Here is a 23,062-nt window from a genome sequence, read left to right on the forward strand (position 1 = left end):
CTTCATGCATTACAAACTTCCCGCCTGACGACCTTTGCCCGCAGACGTCAGCGTTCTCCCCGTTTGTTTACCGTTGAGGCTTTCCAGACGCATCTGGAAGGGCGGGAATGGCATATCGATACCGTGGGCATGGAAGCCAGCCAGAATCAGCTGGTGGATCTCATGGCGTAGCGGCATACGGTGACCCATCTCAGCGGCGTAAATACGCAGCTCGAAAATCTGAATCCCCTGTTGCAGATCCACCAGGAAGACTTCCGGTGCCGGGTTGTCGATCACCAGCGAGCAGCGACGCGCTGCGGTGAGCAGGATTTCCGTCACTTCTTCACTGTTGGCATCGGCAGGGGCCGGAATCGTCAACACCACGCGCGTGACCGAGTCAGAGAGCGACCAGTTGATAAACTGCTCGGTAATAAACGCCTTGTTCGGCACGATTATCTCTTTACGGTCCCAGTCGCTGATGGTGGTGGCGCGGGTGTTAATTTTTGTCACGCTACCAGTAAGATCGCGGATCGTTACCGTATCGCCAATGCGAATCGGTTTTTCGAACAGGATGATCAGGCCAGAGATAAAGTTGGCGAAAATTTCCTGCAAACCAAAACCGAGACCAACACCGAGCGCGGCAACCAGCCACTGCAATTTCGACCACTCAATACCAATCATTGAGAAGCCGACCAGCCCGCCAATCAGCATCAGCAGATATTTGGTGATGGTGGTGATGGCGTAACCCGTACCCGGCGTTAAATCCAGGTGCTGCAAAATCGCCAGTTCCAGCAGCGCGGGCAGGTTGCGCACCAGTTGCGTGGTGATGATAAACACCAGAATGGCAATCAGCACCGCACCGAGGGTAATTGGCTCCAGACTTTCTACGCCCTGTACCGTGGAGGTGACATCCCACAGCGAAATATTTTCGAGGAAGCCGAAAGCGGAATGGATTTCTGACCACAGCACAATGACCGAAAGCAGGGCGATCAACATCAAAATTGAGCGCACCAGCCGCAAGGATTGCGCACTAATGGCATCGAGATCGACTTCGCTTTCATCGACTTCAATTGCCCCTTCCGGGCTACTGTGATGATGCGCTTCCTCTTCGCCACGCGCGCGTTGCGCTAACATCTCTGCCCGGCGATGCTTCGCCCGGTCAAACGCCAGCCTGCGGCGCTGGATCAGCATCCAGCGGCGGATAACGTGATAAACCACCAGTAGCAGGAACCAGATGGCAACCGAGGTTTCAAGCCTCGCTAACAGTGCCTGCGCCGTTGCCAGATAACCCACCGCCGACGCCAGAATGGCAACCAGTGGCGCGCCAATCATCATGTTCCACAGCATATGGTTGGTAATGTTGTCGCCGCTGCCCTCTTTGTTGAGATACAGCGGTATCCCGGCCTTTTTCAGGCTGAGGGTGACCACCGCCAGCGCACCGCAAATGAGGATAAAGCAAAGCCGTCCCAGCGAACCGGAAAATTCGCGGTCGTCGAGGTTATCGAACATCATCAGCGCCATAATCAGTGGCACAATAAGCCCGATGCTCATCAGGTAGTAGCGCATCCCACGAGAAACACGTTCGCGCGGCCAGCCAAAATGAGCGATAAACAAGCCGTTCGGGCGGGCAAAAGTAGCGCAAATCATCACTACCCACAGCAGCGGCACGGTGGCTGTTACGCCATCGCCAATCGCGACCGCCAGCGGATAAGGCCACGCCTCGCGCAAGCCGTAACCCAGCGTCATCCACAGCACCGGCAGCGGTGACGCGACGAGAATCGACCAGAAAAGAGTGCGCAACGTCAGCCAGAAGTGATCCTGAGTCACTTTGCCGACTTTCGCCGCCGAACGTTCGAGAAAACGGGTAAAATAGCGGCGCGAGTAAATACTGCAACCGACCAGAATCAACGCGCCAAACAGCGGCAAAATCGTCTCTTTGCTGGTCAGCATCATCACACTGGCTTTGCCCAACTGACTGAAGGTGTCCAGCGAAATGAGACGACGCAGATCCTGGGCGATTTCCAGCGGCCAGGCGATGGTCATCGGGCGCACGTCAGAGGTCCAGAACAGATAGCGGTGCGTCGCTTCGTTCACCTCTTTCAGCGCATCCTCCAGTTGCCCGTTAGAGACTTTCAGCTTGGTCAGTTCCAGCAGTAGTGTGTCGCCACCCTGCAACAATGAGTTCAGCAACTCACGCTGAGTGCGTAGCTGTGCTTCGAGAATACGGTTTTGCTCGGCAGTCAGCGGCTGACCGTCGGCCTGATGAATTTGCCGTAGCAGCGGCTGTTTATTAAGCAGATCCTCATAACGTAACCGTTGCACACGCAACTGCGCCATTTCGGTATCAAGCTGTTGTGGTTTCGGCATTTCCGGCAGCCGTGCCACCTGCGCCCGCAACGCTTCACCGAGCAGATTGGACGATCCCAGCCATTGCGACTGTTCACGCAGCGTATTCAACGCCTGCCGGACCTGTAACGTCTGGCTGGCAGCCTGACGCTGTTGCGAGGCAACGAGATCCATCCGCTGCGCCTGTTGATTCAGCGCCGCCGATAGTTCGCGGTTAATTTTGAATTGCGCGACGATATCTTTCGGCAAATCGGCACTGTTTTCTGCTAGTAATTCGGTACTTTCCAGCGCCCGCTCTGCCTCAAGCTGGCGTTGGCTGTTCAATTGATTACGCAAGGCCTGCAAATACGCATCCAGTTGCTGGCTCTCTTTTTCAGCCAGCTCAGAGCGCAAGCGCGCTAATTCCTGGCGGTTATTGGCAGACAGCTGCGCCAGCTCCAGTTCATCAACGAGCGTCTTAAGACGTGCGGAGTCAGACTGCAACGCGAAATTTTGTGCCTGATTGAGCGGAGTATTGCCGGTAAGCGTTCCCAGGCGGCGCTCGATCTCGTTTAACTGACGGCGGGCGTCGGTTTGCTGTTGCGGCAGTTGATTCAGCGAATCGGCAATCTCGCGGGCGCGCTCCTGCTCTTGCTGGGCCTGACGGCTTTTATCCAGCAACTGACTGCTGACCTGGAGAATTTCCTGATTCAGCGCGTCGGTAGACATCCCCGGCGACACGCTGCGCGGCTCGTCACGCATGTTGTTTAATTGTGCGCGCAGAGTAGCGGAGAGTTTCGGATAATTATCAATGACTTCTTGATATTGCTTGATGCGCTCAAGGGAACCTTTTCGTTCCTCAAGCGCATTTAAGGCAGACTGGAGTGCCTCTATGACTTCTGGCTGCGCGGGTTTCGCCGCTTTTGCCTGCTCCAGTTCCTGGGTGATTTGTTTGCTATCGGGGGCCGTCGCGGCGTACGCCCCCCAACTGAGGCACCAGGCCATCAGAAAAGTGATAATCAGGCGCACGTCAGCGTTTCCTTTGATGGATTAGACCTGGTCTTTTTTATCGTCAACCAATGGGCTGGCGTCGTGTTCTGCTTCGATCTCTTCAGCAGGAAGTGGGGCTGGTTCAGCGTCTGGCGTAACAAAGGTTTCGGTAGATACTGCCAGCGGCTGGCCAATTTTCGTGACAGACAGGCTTTCCAGTTGCTCAACCAGATTCACTTTACCCGGTGCAAACAGGTTGATAACGGTAGAGCCAAGTTTAAAGCGACCCATTTCCTGGCCTTTCAGCAGCGCCACAGAACCGTCGTTTTCCCCGGCAGGCCAGGTCCAGCGCTTGATGATGCCTTCGCGCGGCGGCGTAATGGTGCCCGCCCAGACAGTCTCAATGCTGCCTACAATCGTCGCACCGACCAGAATCTGCGCCATTGGGCCAAATTCGGTATCGAACAGGCAGATCACGCGTTCGTTACGGGCAAACAGATTCGGCACGTTCTGAGCCGTGAGATGGTTAACGGAGAAGAGATCGCCCGGCACGTAGATCATCTCACGCAGAATACCGTTGCACGGCATGTGTACGCGGTGGTAGTCACGCGGGGAGAGGTAAGTGGTCACAAACGTACCGTTGCGGAACAGGTCCGCCATCAGATAGTTGCCTGCCAGCAGGGCTTCGAGGCTGTAGTTGTGGCCTTTGGCTTGCAGGATTTTATCTTCTTCGATTTTACCCAACTGGCTGATAACGCCATCGGCAGGCATAACCAGGACATTCGGATCGGTATCGATTGGGCGTACTTCGTCACGCAGCGGACGGACAAAGAATTCGTTAAAGGTGCGGTAGCTGGCGGTGTCCGGCTTTTGCGCCTCTTTCATGTCGACCTTGTAGTATTTAACGAACAGATCGATAACCAGTTTTGTCAGCCATCCTGCCCGCTTGCTTGCGCCCCAACCCGCCAGGCGAGTAAGCCATAGTTTCGGCAGAATGTACTGTAGCGAAAGTTTAAATGAATTTAACAAGGTAGCCTCCAGGCCATTGTTTTGTCGTTCCTGATCCGGCCTACATGCCGGATCCTGAAAAAAAGGGGACGATTCTAACGACGGTTAGCTTAATTGTCAGTCATCCGTATCAGAAAAGTTTTTACGCGTTTTTACCTGCGCCATGCTTTCCAGAATACGGTGATAGTTTTCGAAACGGGTTTCCGCGATTTTTCCTTCCTCAACCGCTTCCCGGATAGCGCAGCCCGGATCGGTATCGTGTTTGCAATCGCGATATTTACACAGACCTAAGTAGTCATGGAATTCGACAAAACCCTGAGTGATTTGTTCCGGATCCAGGTGCCAGAGGCCGAACTCACGCACACCAGGGGAATCAATCACATCACCGCCGTGCGGGAAGTGATACAGCCGAGCGGCGGTCGTGGTGTGCTGACCAAGCCCCGAGTTGTCAGAGACATCGTTGGTCAGGATCTCTTTTTGCAGCCCCAGCAACGCGTTCAGCAGGCTGGATTTGCCGACGCCAGACTGCCCGGCAAAAATGCTGATGCGCCCGGTCAACGCCTCTTCCAGCGGTTTTAGCCCATCCTGAGTATGGCTGGAAACCATCAATACGCGATAACCGATATTGCGGTAGATATCCATCTGTTCGTTGACGAACGCCATGCCTTCGTCGTCCAGCAGGTCTATCTTGTTGAGCACAATAATCGGCTCAATCTGCAAGGTTTCGCAGGCCACCAGGTAACGGTCGATAATATTGAGTGACAGCTCCGGCAAAATGGCGGAGACAATGACAATCTGGTCGATGTTGGCGGCAATAGGTTTCACGCCGTCGTAGAAATCCGGACGCGTCAACACCGAGGTGCGCTCATGCACCGCTTCCACGATCCCTTTGACATTTACGCCTTCCGCCGCCGGTTTACCCGGACGCCAGACTACGCGGTCGCCGGTCACCAGCGAACGGATGGTACGGCGAATATTGCAGCGGTGAACGTCGCCATCGGCGGATTCCACATCAGCGTGCATACCAAAGCGGCTGATGACGATACCTTCATCAGGCTCGCCAAACAGATTGTCGTCGTAGTCGGGCTTCTCCTTAGACGTTTTAAGACGACGCTGGTGATTGGCGTTCACGCGGCGCTGCTGGCCTTTGGAGAGTTTATTTTTACTCAATCGTACAGACTCCTGGTCGCCCCTGATGGGCAAAACATCTATGATACACGCAATTGTGGATCAATATAGTCACTGTGAATGGGTGGAAAATAGCATGAGTGCCAATGAAAACAACCTGATTTGGATCGATCTTGAGATGACCGGTCTGGATCCCGAGCGCGATCGCATTATTGAGATTGCCACGCTGGTGACCGATGCCAACCTGAATATTCTGGCAGAAGGGCCGACCATTGCAGTACACCAGTCCGATGAACAGCTGGCGCTGATGGATGACTGGAACGTGCGCACCCATACCGCCAGCGGGCTGGTAGAGCGCGTGAAAGCGAGCACGATGGGCGATCGTGAAGCTGAACTGGCAACGCTCGAATTCTTAAAACAGTGGGTGCCTGCGGGAAAATCGCCGATTTGCGGTAACAGCATCGGCCAGGATCGTCGCTTCCTGTTTAAATACATGCCGGAGCTGGAAGCCTACTTCCACTACCGTTATCTCGATGTCAGCACCCTGAAAGAGCTGGCGCGCCGCTGGAAGCCGGAAATTCTGGATGGTTTTACCAAGCAGGGGACGCATCAGGCGATGGATGATATCCGTGAATCGGTGGCGGAGCTGGCTTACTACCGCGAGCATTTTATCAAGCTGTAAAATTTTTCCTGGTCACGTAAGCGTCGGAATCCACTTGCGGCGGCGTGATTTTGACGCTAAATTGAACGCCTTGCTGATAATTTCAGCACTTGAGATAAAAACTCAAAAAAAATTTTTTAGGGGGGTTGCAGAGGGAAAGATTTCTCGTATAATGCGCCTCCCGTAACGACGCGGAAATGCGAAAATTACGAAAGCAAAATTAAGTAGTACGCGGGAATAGCTCAGTTGGTAGAGCACGACCTTGCCAAGGTCGGGGTCGCGAGTTCGAGTCTCGTTTCCCGCTCCAAAATTTGAAAAGTGCTGCAAAGCACAGACCACCCAAGCGGGAATAGCTCAGTTGGTAGAGCACGACCTTGCCAAGGTCGGGGTCGCGAGTTCGAGTCTCGTTTCCCGCTCCAAAATTTGAAAGTGCTGTAAGGCACAGACCACCCAAGCGGGAATAGCTCAGTTGGTAGAGCACGACCTTGCCAAGGTCGGGGTCGCGAGTTCGAGTCTCGTTTCCCGCTCCAAATTCTTCTCTCAATAAAATATCCACAGCGACGCGATGCGTTATTGCTGGTTTTTGTTGTCTCTGACAAACTCTTGTAAACAGAGTTATCCACAGCCTCAGGCTGTAATCTTAATTTCAAAGAAACTTCGCACGGTGAATAGTATTTTTTTAACCTATTGATAGGTAAGTTAAAAATTAAGATTCCGTTTTGTCGAGTCGATCACTTGACGATTTTATTCGTCTTGAATTGCAATGCGTTTTTATTTTTATTCACAAGCTGTGGATGAATCAGGCGTCACGCGGTAACCCTTTTTCAATCACCCGAACCAGACGCTGTTTTTTCGGCAATTGCACTTCGACTATGCACGCATTTCGCCTCTCGATTTGCTGCGCCATCGCCCACGCTATGTGCTCATCAAGAAGTGGGTGCTCACCTTTGCGACTCTCCAGCGCCGCCAGAATCGTTTCATCCCAGGGCGCATTGCCTAATGCCACGGCGATATTACGCAGCCAGCGCAGGTGACCTATACGGCGAATCGCCGAACCTTCCGTGACTTTTAAAAACTTCTCTTCGCTCCAGGCGAATAACTCAATGAGTTCCGGTGCGTGTAGCGGCTTACGCGGGCTGAAATCGTCTTCTGTAGTGAGTTGTGAATAGCGATTCCACGGGCAGATCAGCTGGCAGTCATCGCAACCGTAAATACGGTTTCCCATTAACGGTCGCAACTCTTCCGGGATCGCCCCTTCCAGTTCGATGGTGAGATAAGAGATACAGCGGCGAGCATCGACGGTATATGGCTCGACGATGGCACCGGTCGGGCAAATCGTCATACAGGCCACGCATTTGCCGCATCCTTCCTCGACTGGTTGATCCACGGGCAGCGGAATATCGACCAGCAATTCGCCTAAAAAGAAGAACGAACCGGCCTCGCGATTGAGGATAAGTGAGTGCTTACCTGTCCAGCCGAGCCCAGCTTTTTCAGCTAACGGGCGCTCGAGAATAGGCGCAGAATCGACAAACGGTCTAAAATTCAGCGAAACACAATGTTGCTGAATCATCTCGCCCAGCTTTTTGAGTCGGTTGCGCAGAAGTTTGTGATAGTCACGGCCCAGCGCATAACGGCTAACATAGCCGAGTTTGGGGTTTTTCAGCGTGCTGGCAAATGCGGCGTTAGCAGGAAGGTAATTCATCCGCACGCTGATCACGCGCAGCGTACCGGGCAATAACTCATGGGGGCGAGCGCGCAGCATACCGTGACGTGCCATCCAGTCCATTTCGCCGTGGTATTGTTTGTCCAGCCATGCTTGCAGTTTGGGCTCGGACTCGCTGAGATCGGTATCGGTAATACCTACCTGCTGAAAGCCCAGTTCCAGCCCCCACTGTTTAATTTTTTGCGCTAACTGATTGAGATCGAGGGGCTCTGACATGACGGACCATACAATGAAGAAAAACCCCGTAAGTATACCACACACCGTCTGGTACGCCGACGATATCCGCCGCGGAGAACGCGAGGCGGCAGATGTGCTGGGGCTCACACTCTATGAGCTGATGCTTCGCGCTGGCGAGGCCGCATTCCAGGTGTGTCGTTCGGCGTATCCTGACGCCCGCCACTGGCTGGTGCTGTGCGGTCATGGTAATAACGGCGGCGATGGCTACGTGGTCGCGCGACTGGCCAAAGCGGTCGGCATTGAGGTCACGTTGTTGGCCCAGGATAGCGACAAACCGTTGCCGGAAGGGGCCGCGCTGGCACGCGAAGCATGGTTAAACGCGGGTGGCGAGATCCATGCTTCGAATATTGTCTGGCCCGAATCGGTAGATCTGATTGTTGATGCGCTGCTCGGTACCGGCTTGCAGCAAGCGCCCCGCGAATCCATTAGCCAGTTAATCGACCACGCTAATTCCCATCCTGCGCCGATTGTGGCGGTTGATATCCCTTCCGGCCTGCTGGCTGAAACCGGCGCTACGCCAGGTGCGGTGATCAACGCCGATCACACCATCACTTTTATTGCGCTGAAACCAGGCTTGCTCACTGGAAAAGCGCGGGATGTTACCGGACAACTGCATTTTGACTCACTGGGGCTGGATAGCTGGCTGGCAGGTCAGGAGACGAAAATTCAGCGGTTTTCGGCAGAACAACTTTCTCACTGGCTGAAACCGCGTCGCCCGACTTCGCATAAAGGCGATCACGGGCGGCTGGTGATTATCGGTGGCGATCACGGCACGGCGGGGGCTATTCGTATGACGGGGGAAGCGGCGCTGCGTGCTGGTGCTGGTTTAGTCCGAGTACTGACCCGCAGTGAGAACATTGCGTCGCTGCTGACTGCACGACCAGAATTGATGGTGCATGAACTGACTATGGACTCTCTTACCGAAAGCCTGGAATGGGCCGATGTGGTGGTGATTGGTCCCGGTCTGGGCCAGCAAGAGTGGGGGAAAAAAGCCCTGCAAAAAGTTGAGAATTTTCGCAAACCGATGTTGTGGGATGCCGATGCATTGAACCTGCTGGCAATCAATCCCGATAAGCGTCACAATCGCGTGATCACGCCGCATCCTGGCGAGGCCGCACGGTTGTTAGGCTGTTCCGTCGCTGAAATTGAAAGTGACCGCTTACATTGCGCCAAACGTCTGGTACAACGTTATGGCGGCGTAGCGGTGCTGAAAGGTGCCGGAACCGTGGTCGCCGCCCATCCTGACGCTTTAGGCATTATTGATGCCGGAAATGCAGGCATGGCAAGCGGCGGCATGGGCGATGTGCTCTCTGGTATTATTGGCGCATTGCTTGGGCAAAAACTGTCGCCGTATGATGCAGCCTGTGCAGGCTGTGTCGCGCACGGTGCGGCAGCTGACGTACTGGCGGCGCGTTTTGGAACGCGCGGGATGCTGGCAACCGATCTCTTTTCCACGCTACAGCGTATTGTTAACCCGGAAGTGACTGAAAAAAACCATGATGAATCGAGTAATTCCGCTCCCTGATGAGCAGGCAACCTTAGACCTGGGCGAGCGGGTAGCCAAAGCCTGCGATGGTGCAACCGTCATCTATCTGTATGGCGATTTAGGCGCAGGTAAAACCACCTTTAGCCGGGGCTTTTTGCAGGCTTTGGGTCATCAGGGTAATGTCAAAAGCCCGACCTATACGCTGGTCGAACCCTATACGCTCGACAACTTAATGGTTTATCACTTTGATTTGTACCGCCTTGCCGATCCCGAGGAGCTGGAGTTTATGGGGATCCGCGACTATTTTGCCAACGATGCCATCTGCCTGGTGGAGTGGCCACAACAAGGTACAGGTGTTCTTCCTGACCCGGATGTCGAAATACACATTGATTATCAGGCACAAGGCCGTGAGGCGCGCGTGAGTGCGGTTTCCTCTGCGGGTGAATTGTTGCTGGCGCGTTTAGCCGGTTAACCTTTGAAAGGTGGCGGGATGATGTATCGCATCAGAAATTGGTTGGTAGCGACGTTGCTGCTGCTGTGCGCGCAGGTGGGTGCCGCGACGCTCTCTGATATTCAGGTTTCTAACGGTAATCAACAGGCGCGGATAACGTTGAGTTTTATTGGCGATCCTGATTATGCGTTTAGCCATCAAAGCAAACGCACCGTGGCGCTCGATATCAAACAAACGGGCGTGATTCAGGGACTGCCGTTGTTGTTCAGCGGTAATAATCTGGTGAAGACGATTCGCTCCGGAACGCCTAAAGATGCACAAACGCTACGGCTGGTGGTCGATCTTACCGAAAATGGTAAAACCGAAGCGGTGAAGCGGCAGAATGGCAGCAATTACACTGTCGTCTTTACGATTAACGCCGATGCGCCGCCACCGCCTCCTCCGCCGCCTGTGGTTGCGAAACGCGTTGAAACGCCTACGGTTGTCGCACCGCGCGTCAGCGAACCGGCGCGCAATCCGTTTAAAACGGAAAGTAACCGCACTACGGGTGTTATCAGCAGTAATACGGTAACGCGTCCGGCAGCGCGCGCGACGGCTAACACTGGCGATAAAATTATCATCGCTATTGATGCCGGACACGGCGGTCAGGACCCTGGCGCTATCGGCCCCGGCGGTACGCGGGAGAAAAATGTCACCATCGCCATCGCGCGTAAATTGCGTACTTTGCTCAATGACGATCCGATGTTTAAGGGCGTTTTAACCCGTGACGGGGATTACTTTATCTCGGTGATGGGGCGCAGCGATGTGGCACGTAAGCAAAACGCCAATTTCCTCGTGTCGATTCACGCTGATGCCGCACCGAACCGCAGTGCGACTGGCGCTTCCGTATGGGTGCTCTCTAACCGTCGCGCCAACAGCGAAATGGCCAGCTGGCTGGAGCAGCACGAGAAACAGTCGGAGCTACTGGGCGGAGCGGGCGATGTGCTGGCGAACAGTCAGTCTGACCCCTATTTAAGCCAGGCTGTGCTGGATTTACAGTTCGGTCATTCCCAGCGGGTAGGGTATGATGTAGCGACCAGTATGATCAGTCAGTTGCAACGCATTGGCGAAATTCATAAACGTCGACCAGAACACGCCAGCCTTGGCGTTCTGCGTTCGCCGGATATCCCATCAGTACTGGTCGAAACCGGTTTTATCAGCAACAACAGCGAAGAACGTTTGCTGGCGAGCGACGATTACCAACAACAGCTGGCAGAAGCCATTTATAAAGGTCTGCGCAATTATTTCCTTGCGCATCCGATGCAATCTGCGCCGCAGGGTGCAACGGCACAAACTGCCAGTACGGTGACGACGCCAGATCGTACGCTGCCAAACTAAGGACGATTGATGCCAATTCAGGTCTTACCGCCACAACTGGCGAACCAGATTGCCGCAGGTGAGGTGGTCGAGCGACCTGCGTCGGTAGTCAAAGAACTGGTGGAAAACAGCCTCGATGCAGGTGCGACGCGTATCGATATTGATATCGAACGCGGTGGGGCGAAACTTATCCGCATTCGTGATAACGGCTGCGGTATCAAAAAAGACGAGCTGGCGCTGGCGCTGGCGCGTCATGCCACCAGTAAAATCGCCTCTCTGGACGATCTCGAAGCCATTATCAGCCTGGGCTTTCGCGGTGAGGCGCTGGCGAGTATCAGTTCGGTTTCCCGCCTGACGCTCACTTCACGCACCGCAGAACAGCAGGAAGCCTGGCAGGCCTATGCCGAAGGGCGCGATATGGACGTGACGGTTAAACCGGCGGCGCATCCGGTGGGAACGACGCTGGAGGTACTGGACCTGTTCTACAACACCCCGGCGCGGCGCAAATTCCTGCGCACCGAGAAAACCGAATTTAACCATATCGATGAAATCATCCGCCGCATCGCACTGGCGCGTTTCGACGTCACGATCAACCTGTCGCATAACGGCAAAATCGTACGCCAGTACCGCGCAGTGCCGGAAGGCGGGCAAAAAGAACGGCGCTTAGGCGCGATTTGTGGCACCGCTTTTCTCGAACAAGCGCTGGCGATTGAATGGCAACACGGCGATCTCACGCTGCGCGGCTGGGTGGCCGATCCAAATCACACCACGCCCGCACTGGCGGAAATTCAGTATTGCTACGTGAATGGTCGCATGATGCGCGATCGCCTGATCAATCACGCGATCCGCCAGGCCTGCGAAGACAAACTGGGGGCCGATCAACAACCGGCGTTTGTGTTGTATCTGGAGATCGACCCGCATCAGGTGGACGTCAACGTACACCCCGCCAAACACGAAGTGCGTTTCCATCAGTCGCGCCTGGTGCATGACTTTATCTATCAGGGCGTGCTGAGCGTGCTACAACAGCAGCTGGAAACGCCGCTACCGCTGGACGATGAACCACAACCCACACCGCGTGCCATCCCGGAAAACCGCGTGGCGGCGGGGCGCAATCACTTTGCTGAACCGGCAGTTCGTGAGCCAGTAGCTCCGCGCTACACTCCTGCGCCAGCATCAGGCAGTCGTCCGGCTGCCCCCTGGCCGAATGCGCAACCAGGTTACCAGAAACAGCAAGGTGAAGTGTATCGCCAGCTTTTGCAAACGCCCGCGCCGATGCAAAAACCAAAAGCGCCAGAACCGCATGAACCTGCACTTGCGGCGAACAGTCAGAGTTTTGGTCGGGTACTGACTATCGTCCATTCCGACTGTGCGTTGCTGGAGCGCGACGGCAACATTTCACTTTTAGCCTTGCCAGTGGCAGAACGTTGGCTGCGTCAGGTACAACTGACGCCGGGTGAAGCGCCCGTTTGCGCCCAGCCGTTGCTGATTCCGTTGCGGCTAAAAGTTTCTGGCGAAGAAAAATCGGCATTAGAAAAAGCGCAGTCTGCCCTGGCGGAATTGGGTATTGATTTCCAGTCAGATGCACAGCATGTGACCATCAGGGCCGTGCCTTTACCCTTACGCCAACAAAATTTACAAATCTTGATTCCTGAACTGATAGGCTACCTGGCGAAGCAGTCCGTATTCGAACCTGGCAATATTGCGCAGTGGATTGCACGAAATCTGATGAGCGAACATGCGCAGTGGTCAATGGCACAGGCCATAACCCTGCTGGCGGACGTGGAACGGTTATGTCCGCAACTTGTGAAAACGCCGCCGGGTGGTCTGTTACAATCTGTTGATTTACATCCGGCGATAAAAGCCCTGAAAGATGAGTGATATCAGTAAGGCGAGCCTGCCTAAGGCGATTTTTTTGATGGGGCCGACGGCCTCCGGTAAAACGGCGTTAGCCATTGAGCTGCGTAAAATTTTACCAGTAGAGTTGATAAGCGTTGATTCTGCCCTTATTTACAAAGGGATGGATATCGGGACGGCGAAGCCGAACGCTGAAGAGTTACTCGCCGCGCCGCACCGATTGCTGGATATTCGCGATCCGTCGCAGGCTTACTCGGCTGCTGATTTTCGCCGCGATGCGCTGGCGGAAATGGCCGATATCACCGCGGCGGGGCGGATCCCACTGTTAGTGGGCGGTACGATGTTGTATTTCAAGGCATTGCTGGAAGGGTTGTCGCCGCTACCGTCGGCAGACCCGGAAGTACGGGCCAGAATTGAGCAACAGGCGGCAGAGCAAGGTTGGGAGTCATTGCATCGTCAACTTCAGGAGATCGATCCGGTTGCGGCAGCAAGGATTCATCCAAATGATCCACAAAGGCTTTCCCGGGCACTGGAAGTTTTTTTCATTTCGGGTAAAACTTTAACGGAACTGACGCAAACGTCAGGAGACGCTCTACCGTATCAGGTGCATCAGTTCGCCATCGCCCCGGCGAGCCGTGAACTGCTCCATCAACGCATTGAGCAGCGTTTTCATCAGATGTTGGCTTCAGGTTTTGAAGCAGAAGTCCGGGCGCTTTTTGCCCGAGGAGATTTGCATACGGACTTGCCTTCCATTCGTTGCGTGGGTTATCGCCAGATGTGGTCTTACCTTGAAGGCGAAATCTCATACGATGAAATGGTTTATCGAGGTGTTTGCGCCACGAGACAGTTGGCGAAGCGGCAGATAACCTGGCTGCGTGGTTGGGAAGGGGTTCACTGGCTTGATAGTGAAAAACCAGAACAGGCGCGTGACGAAGTATTACAGGTTGTTGGTGCTATCGCAGGCTGAATGTGTACAATTGAGACGTATCGTGCGCAATTTTTTCAGAATCGAAAGGTTCAAAGTACAAATAAGCATATAAGGAAAAGAGAGAATGGCTAAGGGGCAATCTTTACAAGATCCGTTCCTGAACGCACTGCGTCGGGAACGTGTTCCAGTTTCTATTTATTTGGTGAATGGTATTAAGCTGCAAGGGCAAATCGAGTCTTTTGATCAGTTCGTGATCCTGTTGAAAAACACGGTCAGCCAGATGGTTTACAAGCACGCGATTTCTACTGTTGTCCCGTCTCGCCCGGTTTCTCATCACAGTAACAATGCCGGTGGCGGTACCAGCAGTAACTACCATCATGGTAGCAGCGCGCAGAATACTTCCGCGCAACAGGACAGCGAAGAAACCGAATAAGGTTTCGGGCTGTTTTTTTTACACGGGGAGCCAGCGATCCTGCGTTCCCCGCTGATCTATTTAGAGGGTTATACGCTTGTTTGACCGTTATGATGCTGGTGAGCAGGCGGTACTGGTACACATCTATTTTACGCAAGACAAAGATATGGAAGACCTCCAGGAGTTTGAATCTCTGGTCTCTTCCGCCGGTGTCGAAGCATTGCAGGTGATTACCGGTAGCCGTAAAGCGCCGCACCCAAAGTATTTTGTAGGTGAAGGTAAAGCAGTTGAAATTGCGGAAGCTGTCAAAGCGACGGGTGCTTCGGTCGTTCTTTTTGACCATGCCCTGAGCCCGGCGCAAGAGCGTAACCTGGAGCGTTTGTGCGAGTGTCGTGTTATCGACCGCACCGGCCTTATTTTAGATATTTTCGCCCAACGTGCGCGTACCCATGAGGGTAAGTTGCAGGTTGAGCTGGCGCAGCTGCGCCATCTGGCTACGCGCCTGGTGCGTGGCTGGACCCACCTTGAAAGACAGAAAGGCGGGATAGGTTTGCGTGGTCCGGGTGAAACCCAGCTCGAAACCGACCGTCGTTTGTTGCGTAATCGCATCGTGCAGATACAGTCGCGCCTGGAAAGAGTTGAAAAGCAGCGTGAGCAGGGGCGGCAATCGCGTATCAAAGCCGACGTTCCTACTGTTTCGCTGGTGGGATATACCAACGCCGGTAAATCTACCCTTTTCAATCGCATCACCGAAGCGCGGGTCTACGCGGCAGACCAGTTGTTTGCCACCCTCGACCCGACGTTGCGGCGTATTGACGTTGCAGATGTCGGTGAAACCGTACTTGCAGATACCGTAGGGTTTATTCGCCACCTGCCGCACGATCTGGTGGCAGCATTTAAAGCCACGTTACAAGAGACGCGGCAAGCCACATTACTGCTGCACGTCATTGATGCGGCGGATGTGCGTGTACAAGAAAACATCGAAGCGGTGAATACGGTTCTTGAAGAGATCGACGCTCACGAGATCCCAACCCTGCTGGTGATGAACAAGATCGATATGCTGGAAGATTTCGAACCGCGTATTGATCGGGACGAAGAGAACAAACCGATCCGTGTCTGGCTTTCCGCACAGACCGGAGCGGGGATACCACAGCTTTTTCAGGCTTTGACGGAGCGGCTTTCCGGCGAGGTGGCGCAGCATACATTGCGTCTGCCACCGCAGGAAGGGCGTCTGAGAAGTCGTTTTTATCAGCTTCAGGCAATAGAAAAAGAGTGGATGGAGGAGGACGGCAGCGTAAGTCTGCAAGTTCGTATGCCGATCGTTGACTGGCGTCGCCTCTGTAAACAAGAACCGGCGTTGATCGATTACCTGATCTAACGGCGTAGCGTCTGAAGCGTGGAGTCATATCCTCTGGCGTCGAAAGACAACAGGGATCACCGCATAACAAATATGGAGCACAAACATGGCGTGGAATCAGCCCGGTAATAACGGACAAGACCGCGACCCGTGGGGAAGCAGCAAACCTGGCGGCAACTCTGAGGGAAATGGAAACAAAGGCGGTCGCGATCAAGGGCCACCTGATTTAGATGATATCTTCCGCAAACTGAGTAAAAAGCTCGGTGGTCTGGGCGGCGGTAAAGGCACCGGATCTGGCGGTGGCAGTTCATCGCAAGGCCCGCGCCCGCAGCTTGGCGGTCGTGTCGTTACCATCGCAGCGGCAGCGATTGTCATTATCTGGGCGGCCAGTGGTTTCTATACCATTAAAGAAGCCGAACGTGGCGTGGTAACACGCTTTGGTAAATTCAGCCATCTGGTTGAGCCGGGTCTGAACTGGAAACCGACGTTTATCGACGAAGTCAAACCGGTGAACGTGGAAGCCGTGCGTGAACTGGCCGCTTCTGGTGTGATGCTGACGTCGGACGAGAACGTAGTGCGCGTTGAGATGAACGTGCAGTACCGCGTCACCAATCCGGAAAAATATCTGTATAGCGTGACCAGCCCGGATGACAGCCTGCGTCAGGCTACCGACAGCGCCCTGCGTGGAGTTATCGGTAAATACACCATGGACCGCATTCTGACGGAAGGTCGTACCGTGATTCGTAGCGATACTCAGCGCGAACTGGAAGAGACTATCCGCCCGTATGACATGGGTATCACGCTGCTGGACGTCAACTTCCAGGCTGCTCGTCCGCCGGAAGAAGTAAAAGCGGCGTTTGACGATGCGATTGCCGCGCGTGAAAACGAACAGCAATACATTCGTGAAGCAGAAGCGTATACCAACGAAGTTCAGCCGCGTGCGAACGGTCAGGCGCAACGTATCCTCGAAGAGGCGCGTGCGTACAAGGCCCAGACCATCCTGGAAGCTCAGGGTGAAGTGGCGCGCTTTGCTAAACTTCTGCCGGAATATAAAGCCGCGCCGGAAATTACTCGCGAGCGTCTGTATATCGAGACGATGGAAAAAGTGTTGGGTAACACCCGCAAAGTGCTGGTTAACGATAAAGGTGGCAACCTGATGGTTCTGCCGTTAGACCAGATGCTGAAAGGTGGTAACGCCCCTGCGGCGAAGAGCGATAACGGTGCCAGCAATCTGCTGCGTCTGCCGCCAGCCTCTTCCTCCACAACCAGTGGAGCAAGCAACACGTCGTCCACCAGTCAGGGCGATATTATGGACCAACGCCGCGCCAACGCGCAGCGTAACGACTACCAGCGTCAGGGGGAATAACGATGCGTAAGTCAGTTATCGCGATTATCATCATCGTGCTGGTAGTGCTTTACATGTCTGTCTTTGTCGTCAAAGAAGGTGAGCGCGGTATTACGCTGCGTTTTGGTAAGGTACTGCGTGACGATGACAACAAACCTCTGGTTTATGAGCCGGGTCTGCATTTCAAGATACCGTTCATTGAAACGGTGAAAATGCTCGACGCACGTATTCAGACCATGGACAACCAGGCCGACCGCTTTGTGACCAAAGAGAAGAAAGACCTGATCGTCGACTCTTACATCAAATGGCGCATCAGCGATTTCAGCCGTTACTACCTGGCAACGGGTGGTGGCGACATTTCGCAAGCGGAAGTGCTGTTGAAACGTAAGTTCTCTGACCGTCTGCGTTCTGAAATTGGTCGCCTGGACGTGAAAGATATCGTCACTGATTCCCGTGGTCGTCTGACCCTCGAAGTACGTGACGCGCTGAACTCCGGTTCTGCGGGTACAGAAGATGAAGTTACTACCCCGGCGGCAGATAACGCCATTGCCGAAGCGGCAGAGCGCGTAACGGCTGAGACGAAGGGCAAAGTTCCGGTCATCAACCCGAACAGTATGGCGGCGCTGGGTATTGAAGTTGTCGATGTGCGTATCAAGCAGATCAACCTGCCGACCGAAGTGTCTGAAGCGATCTACAACCGTATGCGCGCCGAGCGTGAAGCGGTAGCGCGTCGTCACCGTTCACAAGGTCAGGAAGAAGCGGAAAAACTGCGCGCGACTGCCGACTATGAAGTGACCAGAACACTGGCAGAAGCTGAGCGTCAGGGCCGTATCATGCGTGGTGAAGGCGATGCCGAAGCAGCCAAACTGTTTGCTGATGCATTCAGTAAAGATCCGGACTTCTACGCATTCATCCGTAGCCTGCGTGCTTATGAGAACAGCTTCTCTGGCAATCAGGACGTGATGGTCATGAGCCCGGATAGCGATTTCTTCCGCTACATGAAGACGCCGACTTCCGCAACGCGTTAATATAACGACTGCGGTACAGGTCAATAAAGCCACCGCATCCTCTGGGATGTCGGTGGTTTTCTTTTTCTATAAGGATAATGAATGAATTCGACAATCTGGCTGGCGCTTGCCCTGGTTTTGGTACTGGAAGGTTTAGGGCCGATGCTTTACCCGAAGGCATGGAAGAAGATGATCTCTGCGATGACCAATTTGCCCGATAATATTTTACGTCGTTTTGGCGGTGGACTTGTGGTTGCGGGCGTTGTGGTCTACTACATGTTGAGGAAAACGATTGGCTGAACAAAAAACAGACTGATCGAGGTCATTTTTGAGTGCAAAAAGTGCTGTAACTCTGAAAAAGCGATGGTAGAATCCATTTTTAAGCAAACGGTGATTTTGAAAAATGGGTAACAACGTCGTCGTACTGGGCACCCAATGGGGTGACGAAGGTAAAGGTAAGATCGTCGATCTTCTGACTGAACGGGCTAAATATGTTGTACGCTACCAGGGCGGTCACAACGCAGGCCATACTCTCGTAATCAACGGTGAAAAAACCGTTCTCCATCTTATTCCATCAGGTATTCTCCGCGAGAATGTAACCAGCATCATCGGTAACGGTGTTGTGCTGTCTCCGGCCGCGCTGATGAAAGAGATGAAAGAACTGGAAGACCGTGGCATCCCCGTTCGTGAGCGTCTGCTGCTGTCTGAAGCATGTCCGCTGATCCTTGATTATCACGTTGCGCTTGATAACGCGCGTGAGAAAGCGCGTGGCGCGAAAGCGATCGGCACCACCGGTCGTGGTATCGGGCCTGCTTATGAAGATAAAGTGGCACGTCGCGGTCTGCGTGTTGGCGACCTTTTCGACAAAGAAACCTTCGCTGAAAAACTGAAAGAAGTGATGGAATATCACAACTTCCAGTTGGTTAACTACTACAAAGCTGAAGCGGTTGATTACCAGAAAGTTCTGGATGATACGATGGCTGTTGCCGACATCCTGACTTCTATGGTGGTTGACGTTTCTGACCTGCTCGACCAGGCGCGTCAGCGTGGCGATTTCGTCATGTTTGAAGGTGCGCAGGGTACGCTGCTGGATATCGACCACGGTACTTATCCGTACGTAACTTCTTCCAACACCACTGCTGGTGGCGTGGCGACCGGTTCCGGCCTGGGCCCGCGTTATGTTGATTACGTTCTGGGTATCCTCAAAGCTTACTCCACTCGTGTGGGTGCAGGTCCGTTCCCGACTGAACTGTTTGATGAAACTGGCGAGTTCCTCTGCAAGCAGGGTAACGAATTCGGCGCAACTACGGGTCGTCGTCGTCGTACCGGCTGGCTGGACACCGTTGCCGTTCGTCGTGCGGTACAGCTGAACTCCCTGTCTGGCTTCTGCCTGACTAAACTGGACGTTCTGGATGGCCTGAAAGAGGTGAAACTCTGTGTGGCTTACCGTATGCCGGATGGTCGCGAAGTGACTACCACTCCGCTGGCAGCTGACGACTGGAAAGGTGTAGAGCCGATTTACGAAACCATGCCGGGCTGGTCTGAATCCACCTTCGGCGTGAAAGAACGTAGCGGTCTGCCGCAGGCGGCGCTGAACTACATCAAACGTATTGAAGAGCTGACCGGTGTGCCGATCGATATCATCTCTACCGGTCCGGATCGTACTGAAACCATGATTCTGCGCGACCCGTTCGACGCGTAATTTTGGTACGCCTGGCAGATATTTTGCCTGCTGGGCTAACAGTGTGATACATTGCTGTGTCGGTTAAGCCATTACGCTATCCGACACAGTGTTAAATCCTCGCTTTTTTCCTTCCCCGAACTGAAATAAATTAGCGACACAGCTTGTGGCTGGTTTATCATCAATATAAATGTATTTTTTCCCGATTTCCCTTTTGAGGTTGATGTGCAGTTAACGAGTTTCACTGATTACGGATTACGTGCGCTGATCTACATGGCGTCATTGCCAGAAGGGCGGATGACCAGTATTTCTGAAGTGACTGACGTCTACGGCGTCTCCCGTAATCATATGGTCAAAATAATCAATCAACTTAGTCGTGCCGGCTACGTGACTGCTGTTCGTGGAAAAAATGGCGGCATTCGCTTGGGTAAACCGGCGAGTGCGATACGTATTGGTGATGTGGTGCGCGAGCTGGAGCCCTTATCGCTGGTGAATTGCAGCAGTGAGTTTTGCCACATTACACCTGCCTGTCGGTTGAAACAGGCGCTTTCTAAGGCCGTGCAAAGTTTTCTTACGGAACTGGATAACTACACGCTTGCCGATTTGGTTGAAGAGAATCAACCGCTTTATAAATTATTGCTGGTGGAGTGACGAAAATCTTCATCAGAGATGACAACGGAGGAACCGAGATGTCACAAGATCCTTTCCAGGAACGCGAAGCTGAAAAATACGCGAATCCCATCCCTAGTCGGGAATTTATCCTCGAACATTTAACCAAACGTGAAAAACCGGCCAGCCGTGATGAGCTGGCGGTAGAACTGCACATTGAAGGCGAAGAGCAGCTTGAAGGCCTGCGTCGCCGCCTGCGCGCGATGGAGCGCGATGGTCAACTGGTCTTCACTCGTCGTCAGTGCTATGCGCTGCCGGAACGCCTCGACCTGGTGAAAGGTACCGTTATTGGCCACCGTGATGGCTACGGCTTTCTGCGGGTTGAAGGGCGTAAAGATGATTTGTATCTCTCCAGCGAGCAGATGAAAACCTGCATTCATGGCGATCAGGTGCTGGCGCAGCCGCTGGGCGCTGACCGTAAAGGTCGTCGTGAAGCGCGTATTGTCCGCGTACTGGTGCCAAAAACCAGCCAGATTGTTGGTCGCTACTTTACCGAAGCGGGCGTCGGCTTTGTGGTTCCTGACGATAGCCGTCTGAGCTTCGATATTTTAATCCCGCCCGATCAGATTATGGGCGCGCGGATGGGCTTTGTGGTCGTAGTCGAACTGACCCAACGCCCGACTCGCCGTACCAAAGCGGTGGGTAAAATCGTCGAAGTGCTGGGCGACAATATGGGCACCGGCATGGCGGTTGATATCGCTCTGCGTACCCATGAAATTCCGTACATCTGGCCGCAGGCTGTTGAGCAACAGGTTGCCGGGCTGAAAGAAGAAGTGCCGGAAGAAGCAAAAGCGGGCCGTGTCGATCTGCGCGATTTACCGCTGGTTACCATTGATGGCGAAGACGCCCGTGACTTTGACGATGCGGTTTACTGCGAGAAAAAACGCGGTGGTGGCTGGCGTTTATGGGTCGCGATTGCCGACGTCAGCTACTATGTGCGTCCGCCAACGCCGCTGGACAGAGAAGCGCGTAACCGTGGCACGTCGGTGTACTTCCCTTCGCAGGTTATCCCGATGCTGCCGGAAGTGCTCTCTAACGGTCTGTGCTCGCTCAATCCGCAGGTAGACCGCCTGTGTATGGTGTGCGAGATGACGGTTTCGTCGAAAGGCCGCCTGACTGGCTACAAATTCTACGAAGCGGTGATGAGCTCTCACGCGCGTCTGACCTACACCAAAGTCTGGCATATTCTGCAGGGCGATCAGGATCTGCGCGAGCAGTACGCCCCGCTGGTTAAGCATCTCGAAGAGTTGCATAACCTCTATAAAGTGCTGGATAAAGCCCGTGAAGAACGCGGCGGGATCTCATTTGAGAGCGAAGAAGCGAAGTTCATTTTCAACGCTGAACGCCGTATTGAACGTATCGAACAGACTCAGCGTAACGACGCACACAAGTTAATTGAAGAGTGCATGATTCTGGCGAATATCTCGGCGGCGCGTTTCGTTGAGAAAGCGAAAGAACCGGCACTGTTCCGTATTCACGACAAGCCGAGCACCGAAGCGATTACCTCTTTCCGTTCAGTGCTGGCAGAGCTGGGGCTGGAACTGCCGGGCGGTAACAAGCCGGAACCGCGCGACTACGCGGAGCTGCTGGAGTCGGTTGCCGACCGTCCTGATGCAGAAATGCTGCAAACCATGCTGCTGCGCTCGATGAAACAGGCGATTTACGATCCGGAAAACCGTGGTCACTTTGGCCTGGCATTGCAGTCCTATGCGCACTTTACTTCGCCGATTCGTCGTTATCCTGACCTGACGCTGCACCGCGCCATTAAGTATCTGTTGGCGAAAGAGCAGGGGCATCAGGGCAACACCACTGAAACCGGTGGCTACCATTATTCGATGGAAGAGATGCTGCAACTGGGTCAGCACTGTTCGATGGCGGAACGTCGTGCCGACGAAGCAACGCGCGATGTGGCTGACTGGCTGAAGTGTGACTTCATGCTCGACCAGGTAGGTAACGTCTTTAAAGGCGTAATTTCCAGCGTCACTGGCTTTGGCTTCTTCGTCCGTCTGGACGACTTGTTCATTGATGGGCTGGTCCATGTCTCTTCGCTGGACAATGACTACTATCGCTTTGACCAGGTAGGGCAACGCCTGATGGGTGAATCCAGCGGCCAGACTTATCGCCTGGGCGATCGCGTGGAAGTTCGCGTCGAAGCGGTTAATATGGACGAGCGCAAAATCGACTTTAGCCTGATCTCCAGCGAACGCGCACCGCGCAACGTCGGTAAAACGGCGCGTGAGAAAGCGAAAAAAGGCGATGCAGGCAAAAAAGGCGGCAAGCGTCGTCAGGTCGGTAAAAAGGTAAACTTTGAGCCAGACAGCGCCTTCCGCGGTGAGAAAAAAACGAAGCCGAAAGCAGCGAAGAAAGACGCGAGAAAAGCGAAAAAGCCATCGGCGAAAACGCAGAAAATAGCCGCAGCGACCAAAGCGAAGCGTGCGGCGAAGAAAAAAGTGGCAGAGTGATCA

19 protein-coding genes and 3 tRNA genes are annotated in these 23,062 nt (G+C 53.9%); 18 read left to right on the forward strand and 4 right to left on the reverse strand.

From position 1 onward, the window contains the following. Positions 1 to 9 precede the first annotated feature (9 nt). The 3 genes from mscM to rsgA all read right to left on the reverse strand — a co-directional run bounded on the left by mscM (position 10) and on the right by rsgA (position 5,472). Positions 10 to 3,333, reverse strand: coding sequence for a miniconductance mechanosensitive channel MscM (gene mscM / locus ACJHW7_RS19020; protein WP_021557460.1), 3,324 nt, complete (start codon positions 3,331 to 3,333; stop codon positions 10 to 12). A gap of 21 nt (positions 3,334 to 3,354) precedes the next feature. Continuing rightward, complete coding sequence (asd, locus tag ACJHW7_RS19025) at positions 3,355 to 4,323, reverse strand: archaetidylserine decarboxylase (protein WP_000934920.1); 969 nt, start codon at positions 4,321 to 4,323, stop codon at positions 3,355 to 3,357. Between the two features lie 96 nt (positions 4,324 to 4,419). Beyond that, the gene (rsgA, locus tag ACJHW7_RS19030) at positions 4,420 to 5,472 is read right to left on the reverse strand and encodes a small ribosomal subunit biogenesis GTPase RsgA (RefSeq protein WP_000041965.1); all 1,053 of its coding nucleotides are present in this window, start codon (positions 5,470 to 5,472) and stop codon (positions 4,420 to 4,422) included. A 94-nt stretch (positions 5,473 to 5,566) separates the two neighbouring features. Here rsgA and orn point away from each other — a divergent pair, with 94 nt between their 5' ends. From orn to ACJHW7_RS19055, 5 genes are all read left to right on the forward strand, one after another. After that, positions 5,567 to 6,112, forward strand: a complete 546-nt coding sequence (gene orn / locus ACJHW7_RS19035; RefSeq protein ID WP_001295188.1) for an oligoribonuclease — start codon at positions 5,567 to 5,569, stop codon at positions 6,110 to 6,112. Between the two features lie 210 nt (positions 6,113 to 6,322). After that, positions 6,323 to 6,398: transfer RNA gene (locus ACJHW7_RS19040), tRNA-Gly, on the forward strand. Positions 6,399 to 6,434: 36 nt separating this feature from the next. Next, a tRNA-Gly gene (locus tag ACJHW7_RS19045) sits at positions 6,435 to 6,510 on the forward strand. A gap of 35 nt (positions 6,511 to 6,545) precedes the next feature. Then, a tRNA-Gly gene (locus ACJHW7_RS19050) sits at positions 6,546 to 6,621 on the forward strand. A gap of 233 nt (positions 6,622 to 6,854) precedes the next feature. Then, positions 6,855 to 6,908 (forward strand): hypothetical protein, encoded by a 54-nt coding sequence (locus ACJHW7_RS19055; protein ID WP_010723271.1) that lies wholly within the window; start codon positions 6,855 to 6,857, stop codon positions 6,906 to 6,908. Here the strand turns inward: ACJHW7_RS19055 and queG are convergent. Further along, entirely contained in the window at positions 6,891 to 8,030 is a 1,140-nt protein-coding gene (gene queG / locus ACJHW7_RS19060) for a tRNA epoxyqueuosine(34) reductase QueG (protein WP_001294212.1), read from the reverse strand. The two genes, ACJHW7_RS19055 and queG, sit on opposite strands and share 18 nt — an antisense overlap. Between queG and nnr the strand changes: the two genes are divergently transcribed. The 13 genes from nnr (at position 8,029) to rnr (ending at position 23,059) form a co-directional block, all read left to right on the forward strand. Further along, entirely contained in the window at positions 8,029 to 9,576 is a 1,548-nt protein-coding gene (gene nnr, locus ACJHW7_RS19065; protein ID WP_072657507.1) for a bifunctional ADP-dependent NAD(P)H-hydrate dehydratase/NAD(P)H-hydrate epimerase, read from the forward strand. The genes queG and nnr overlap by 2 nt on opposite strands. Beyond that, positions 9,548 to 10,009 carry a tRNA (adenosine(37)-N6)-threonylcarbamoyltransferase complex ATPase subunit type 1 TsaE gene (gene tsaE / locus ACJHW7_RS19070; RefSeq protein WP_000981977.1) on the forward strand — a complete coding sequence of 154 codons (462 nt, stop codon included), beginning with the start codon at positions 9,548 to 9,550 and terminating at the stop codon, positions 10,007 to 10,009. Before nnr ends, tsaE begins: the two co-directional genes overlap by 29 nt. Positions 10,010 to 10,027: 18 nt before the next feature. Further along, on the forward strand, positions 10,028 to 11,365 hold the full coding sequence (gene amiB, locus ACJHW7_RS19075; RefSeq protein WP_040234442.1) for an N-acetylmuramoyl-L-alanine amidase AmiB: 1,338 nt from the start codon (positions 10,028 to 10,030) through the stop codon (positions 11,363 to 11,365). Between the two features lie 9 nt (positions 11,366 to 11,374). Continuing rightward, positions 11,375 to 13,222: a DNA mismatch repair endonuclease MutL gene (gene mutL / locus ACJHW7_RS19080; protein ID WP_021557462.1), complete on the forward strand. Its 1,848-nt coding sequence runs from the start codon at positions 11,375 to 11,377 to the stop codon at positions 13,220 to 13,222. Further along, positions 13,215 to 14,165: a tRNA (adenosine(37)-N6)-dimethylallyltransferase MiaA gene (gene miaA / locus ACJHW7_RS19085; protein WP_001280339.1), complete on the forward strand. Its 951-nt coding sequence runs from the start codon at positions 13,215 to 13,217 to the stop codon at positions 14,163 to 14,165. Before mutL ends, miaA begins: the two co-directional genes overlap by 8 nt. 85 nt (positions 14,166 to 14,250) lie before the next feature. Further along, positions 14,251 to 14,559: an RNA chaperone Hfq gene (hfq, locus tag ACJHW7_RS19090; RefSeq protein ID WP_001051883.1), complete on the forward strand. Its 309-nt coding sequence runs from the start codon at positions 14,251 to 14,253 to the stop codon at positions 14,557 to 14,559. Between the two features lie 76 nt (positions 14,560 to 14,635). Next, positions 14,636 to 15,916, forward strand: coding sequence for a ribosome rescue GTPase HflX (hflX, locus tag ACJHW7_RS19095; protein WP_000460360.1), 1,281 nt, complete (start codon positions 14,636 to 14,638; stop codon positions 15,914 to 15,916). An 85-nt stretch (positions 15,917 to 16,001) separates the two neighbouring features. Continuing rightward, positions 16,002 to 17,261 (forward strand): FtsH protease activity modulator HflK, encoded by a 1,260-nt coding sequence (hflK, locus tag ACJHW7_RS19100; RefSeq protein WP_000312488.1) that lies wholly within the window; start codon positions 16,002 to 16,004, stop codon positions 17,259 to 17,261. A 2-nt stretch (positions 17,262 to 17,263) separates the two neighbouring features. Beyond that, positions 17,264 to 18,268, forward strand: a complete 1,005-nt coding sequence (gene hflC, locus ACJHW7_RS19105) for a protease modulator HflC (protein ID WP_001232412.1) — start codon at positions 17,264 to 17,266, stop codon at positions 18,266 to 18,268. 81 nt (positions 18,269 to 18,349) lie between these two features. Further along, a complete protein-coding gene (locus ACJHW7_RS19110; RefSeq protein WP_001089295.1) occupies positions 18,350 to 18,547 on the forward strand; it encodes a DUF2065 domain-containing protein in 198 nt (65 codons plus the stop codon). Positions 18,548 to 18,650: 103 nt separating this feature from the next. Next, the gene (gene purA / locus ACJHW7_RS19115) at positions 18,651 to 19,949 is read left to right on the forward strand and encodes an adenylosuccinate synthase (protein ID WP_021557463.1); all 1,299 of its coding nucleotides are present in this window, start codon (positions 18,651 to 18,653) and stop codon (positions 19,947 to 19,949) included. A gap of 204 nt (positions 19,950 to 20,153) precedes the next feature. Then, on the forward strand, positions 20,154 to 20,579 hold the full coding sequence (nsrR, locus tag ACJHW7_RS19120) for a nitric oxide-sensing transcriptional repressor NsrR (protein WP_001177639.1): 426 nt from the start codon (positions 20,154 to 20,156) through the stop codon (positions 20,577 to 20,579). A gap of 38 nt (positions 20,580 to 20,617) precedes the next feature. Continuing rightward, positions 20,618 to 23,059: a ribonuclease R gene (gene rnr, locus ACJHW7_RS19125; RefSeq protein WP_000076316.1), complete on the forward strand. Its 2,442-nt coding sequence runs from the start codon at positions 20,618 to 20,620 to the stop codon at positions 23,057 to 23,059. Positions 23,060 to 23,062 lie beyond the last annotated feature (3 nt).

Source organism: Escherichia sp. WS1152 (assembly GCF_046487665.1).
In the GTDB taxonomy this organism is placed as follows: Bacteria; Pseudomonadota; Gammaproteobacteria; order Enterobacterales; family Enterobacteriaceae; genus Escherichia; species Escherichia coli.

Excerpts from the sequence above, each read along its gene's own strand:
- orn (WP_001295188.1), top strand. The coding sequence starts at position 5,567 with ATGAGTGCCAATGAAAACAACCTGATTTGGATCGATCTTGAGATGACC.
- nnr (WP_072657507.1), top strand. The coding sequence starts at position 8,029 with ATGACGGACCATACAATGAAGAAAAACCCCGTAAGTATACCACACACC.
- queG (WP_001294212.1), bottom strand. The coding sequence starts at position 8,030 with ATGTCAGAGCCCCTCGATCTCAATCAGTTAGCGCAAAAAATTAAACAG.
- tsaE (WP_000981977.1), top strand. The coding sequence starts at position 9,548 with ATGATGAATCGAGTAATTCCGCTCCCTGATGAGCAGGCAACCTTAGAC.
- amiB (WP_040234442.1), top strand. The coding sequence starts at position 10,028 with ATGATGTATCGCATCAGAAATTGGTTGGTAGCGACGTTGCTGCTGCTG.
- mutL (WP_021557462.1), top strand. The coding sequence starts at position 11,375 with ATGCCAATTCAGGTCTTACCGCCACAACTGGCGAACCAGATTGCCGCA.
- miaA (WP_001280339.1), top strand. The coding sequence starts at position 13,215 with ATGAGTGATATCAGTAAGGCGAGCCTGCCTAAGGCGATTTTTTTGATG.
- hfq (WP_001051883.1), top strand. The coding sequence starts at position 14,251 with ATGGCTAAGGGGCAATCTTTACAAGATCCGTTCCTGAACGCACTGCGT.
- hflK (WP_000312488.1), top strand. The coding sequence starts at position 16,002 with ATGGCGTGGAATCAGCCCGGTAATAACGGACAAGACCGCGACCCGTGG.
- hflC (WP_001232412.1), top strand. The coding sequence starts at position 17,264 with ATGCGTAAGTCAGTTATCGCGATTATCATCATCGTGCTGGTAGTGCTT.
- ACJHW7_RS19110 (WP_001089295.1), top strand. The coding sequence starts at position 18,350 with ATGAATTCGACAATCTGGCTGGCGCTTGCCCTGGTTTTGGTACTGGAA.
- purA (WP_021557463.1), top strand. The coding sequence starts at position 18,651 with ATGGGTAACAACGTCGTCGTACTGGGCACCCAATGGGGTGACGAAGGT.
- rnr (WP_000076316.1), top strand. The coding sequence starts at position 20,618 with ATGTCACAAGATCCTTTCCAGGAACGCGAAGCTGAAAAATACGCGAAT.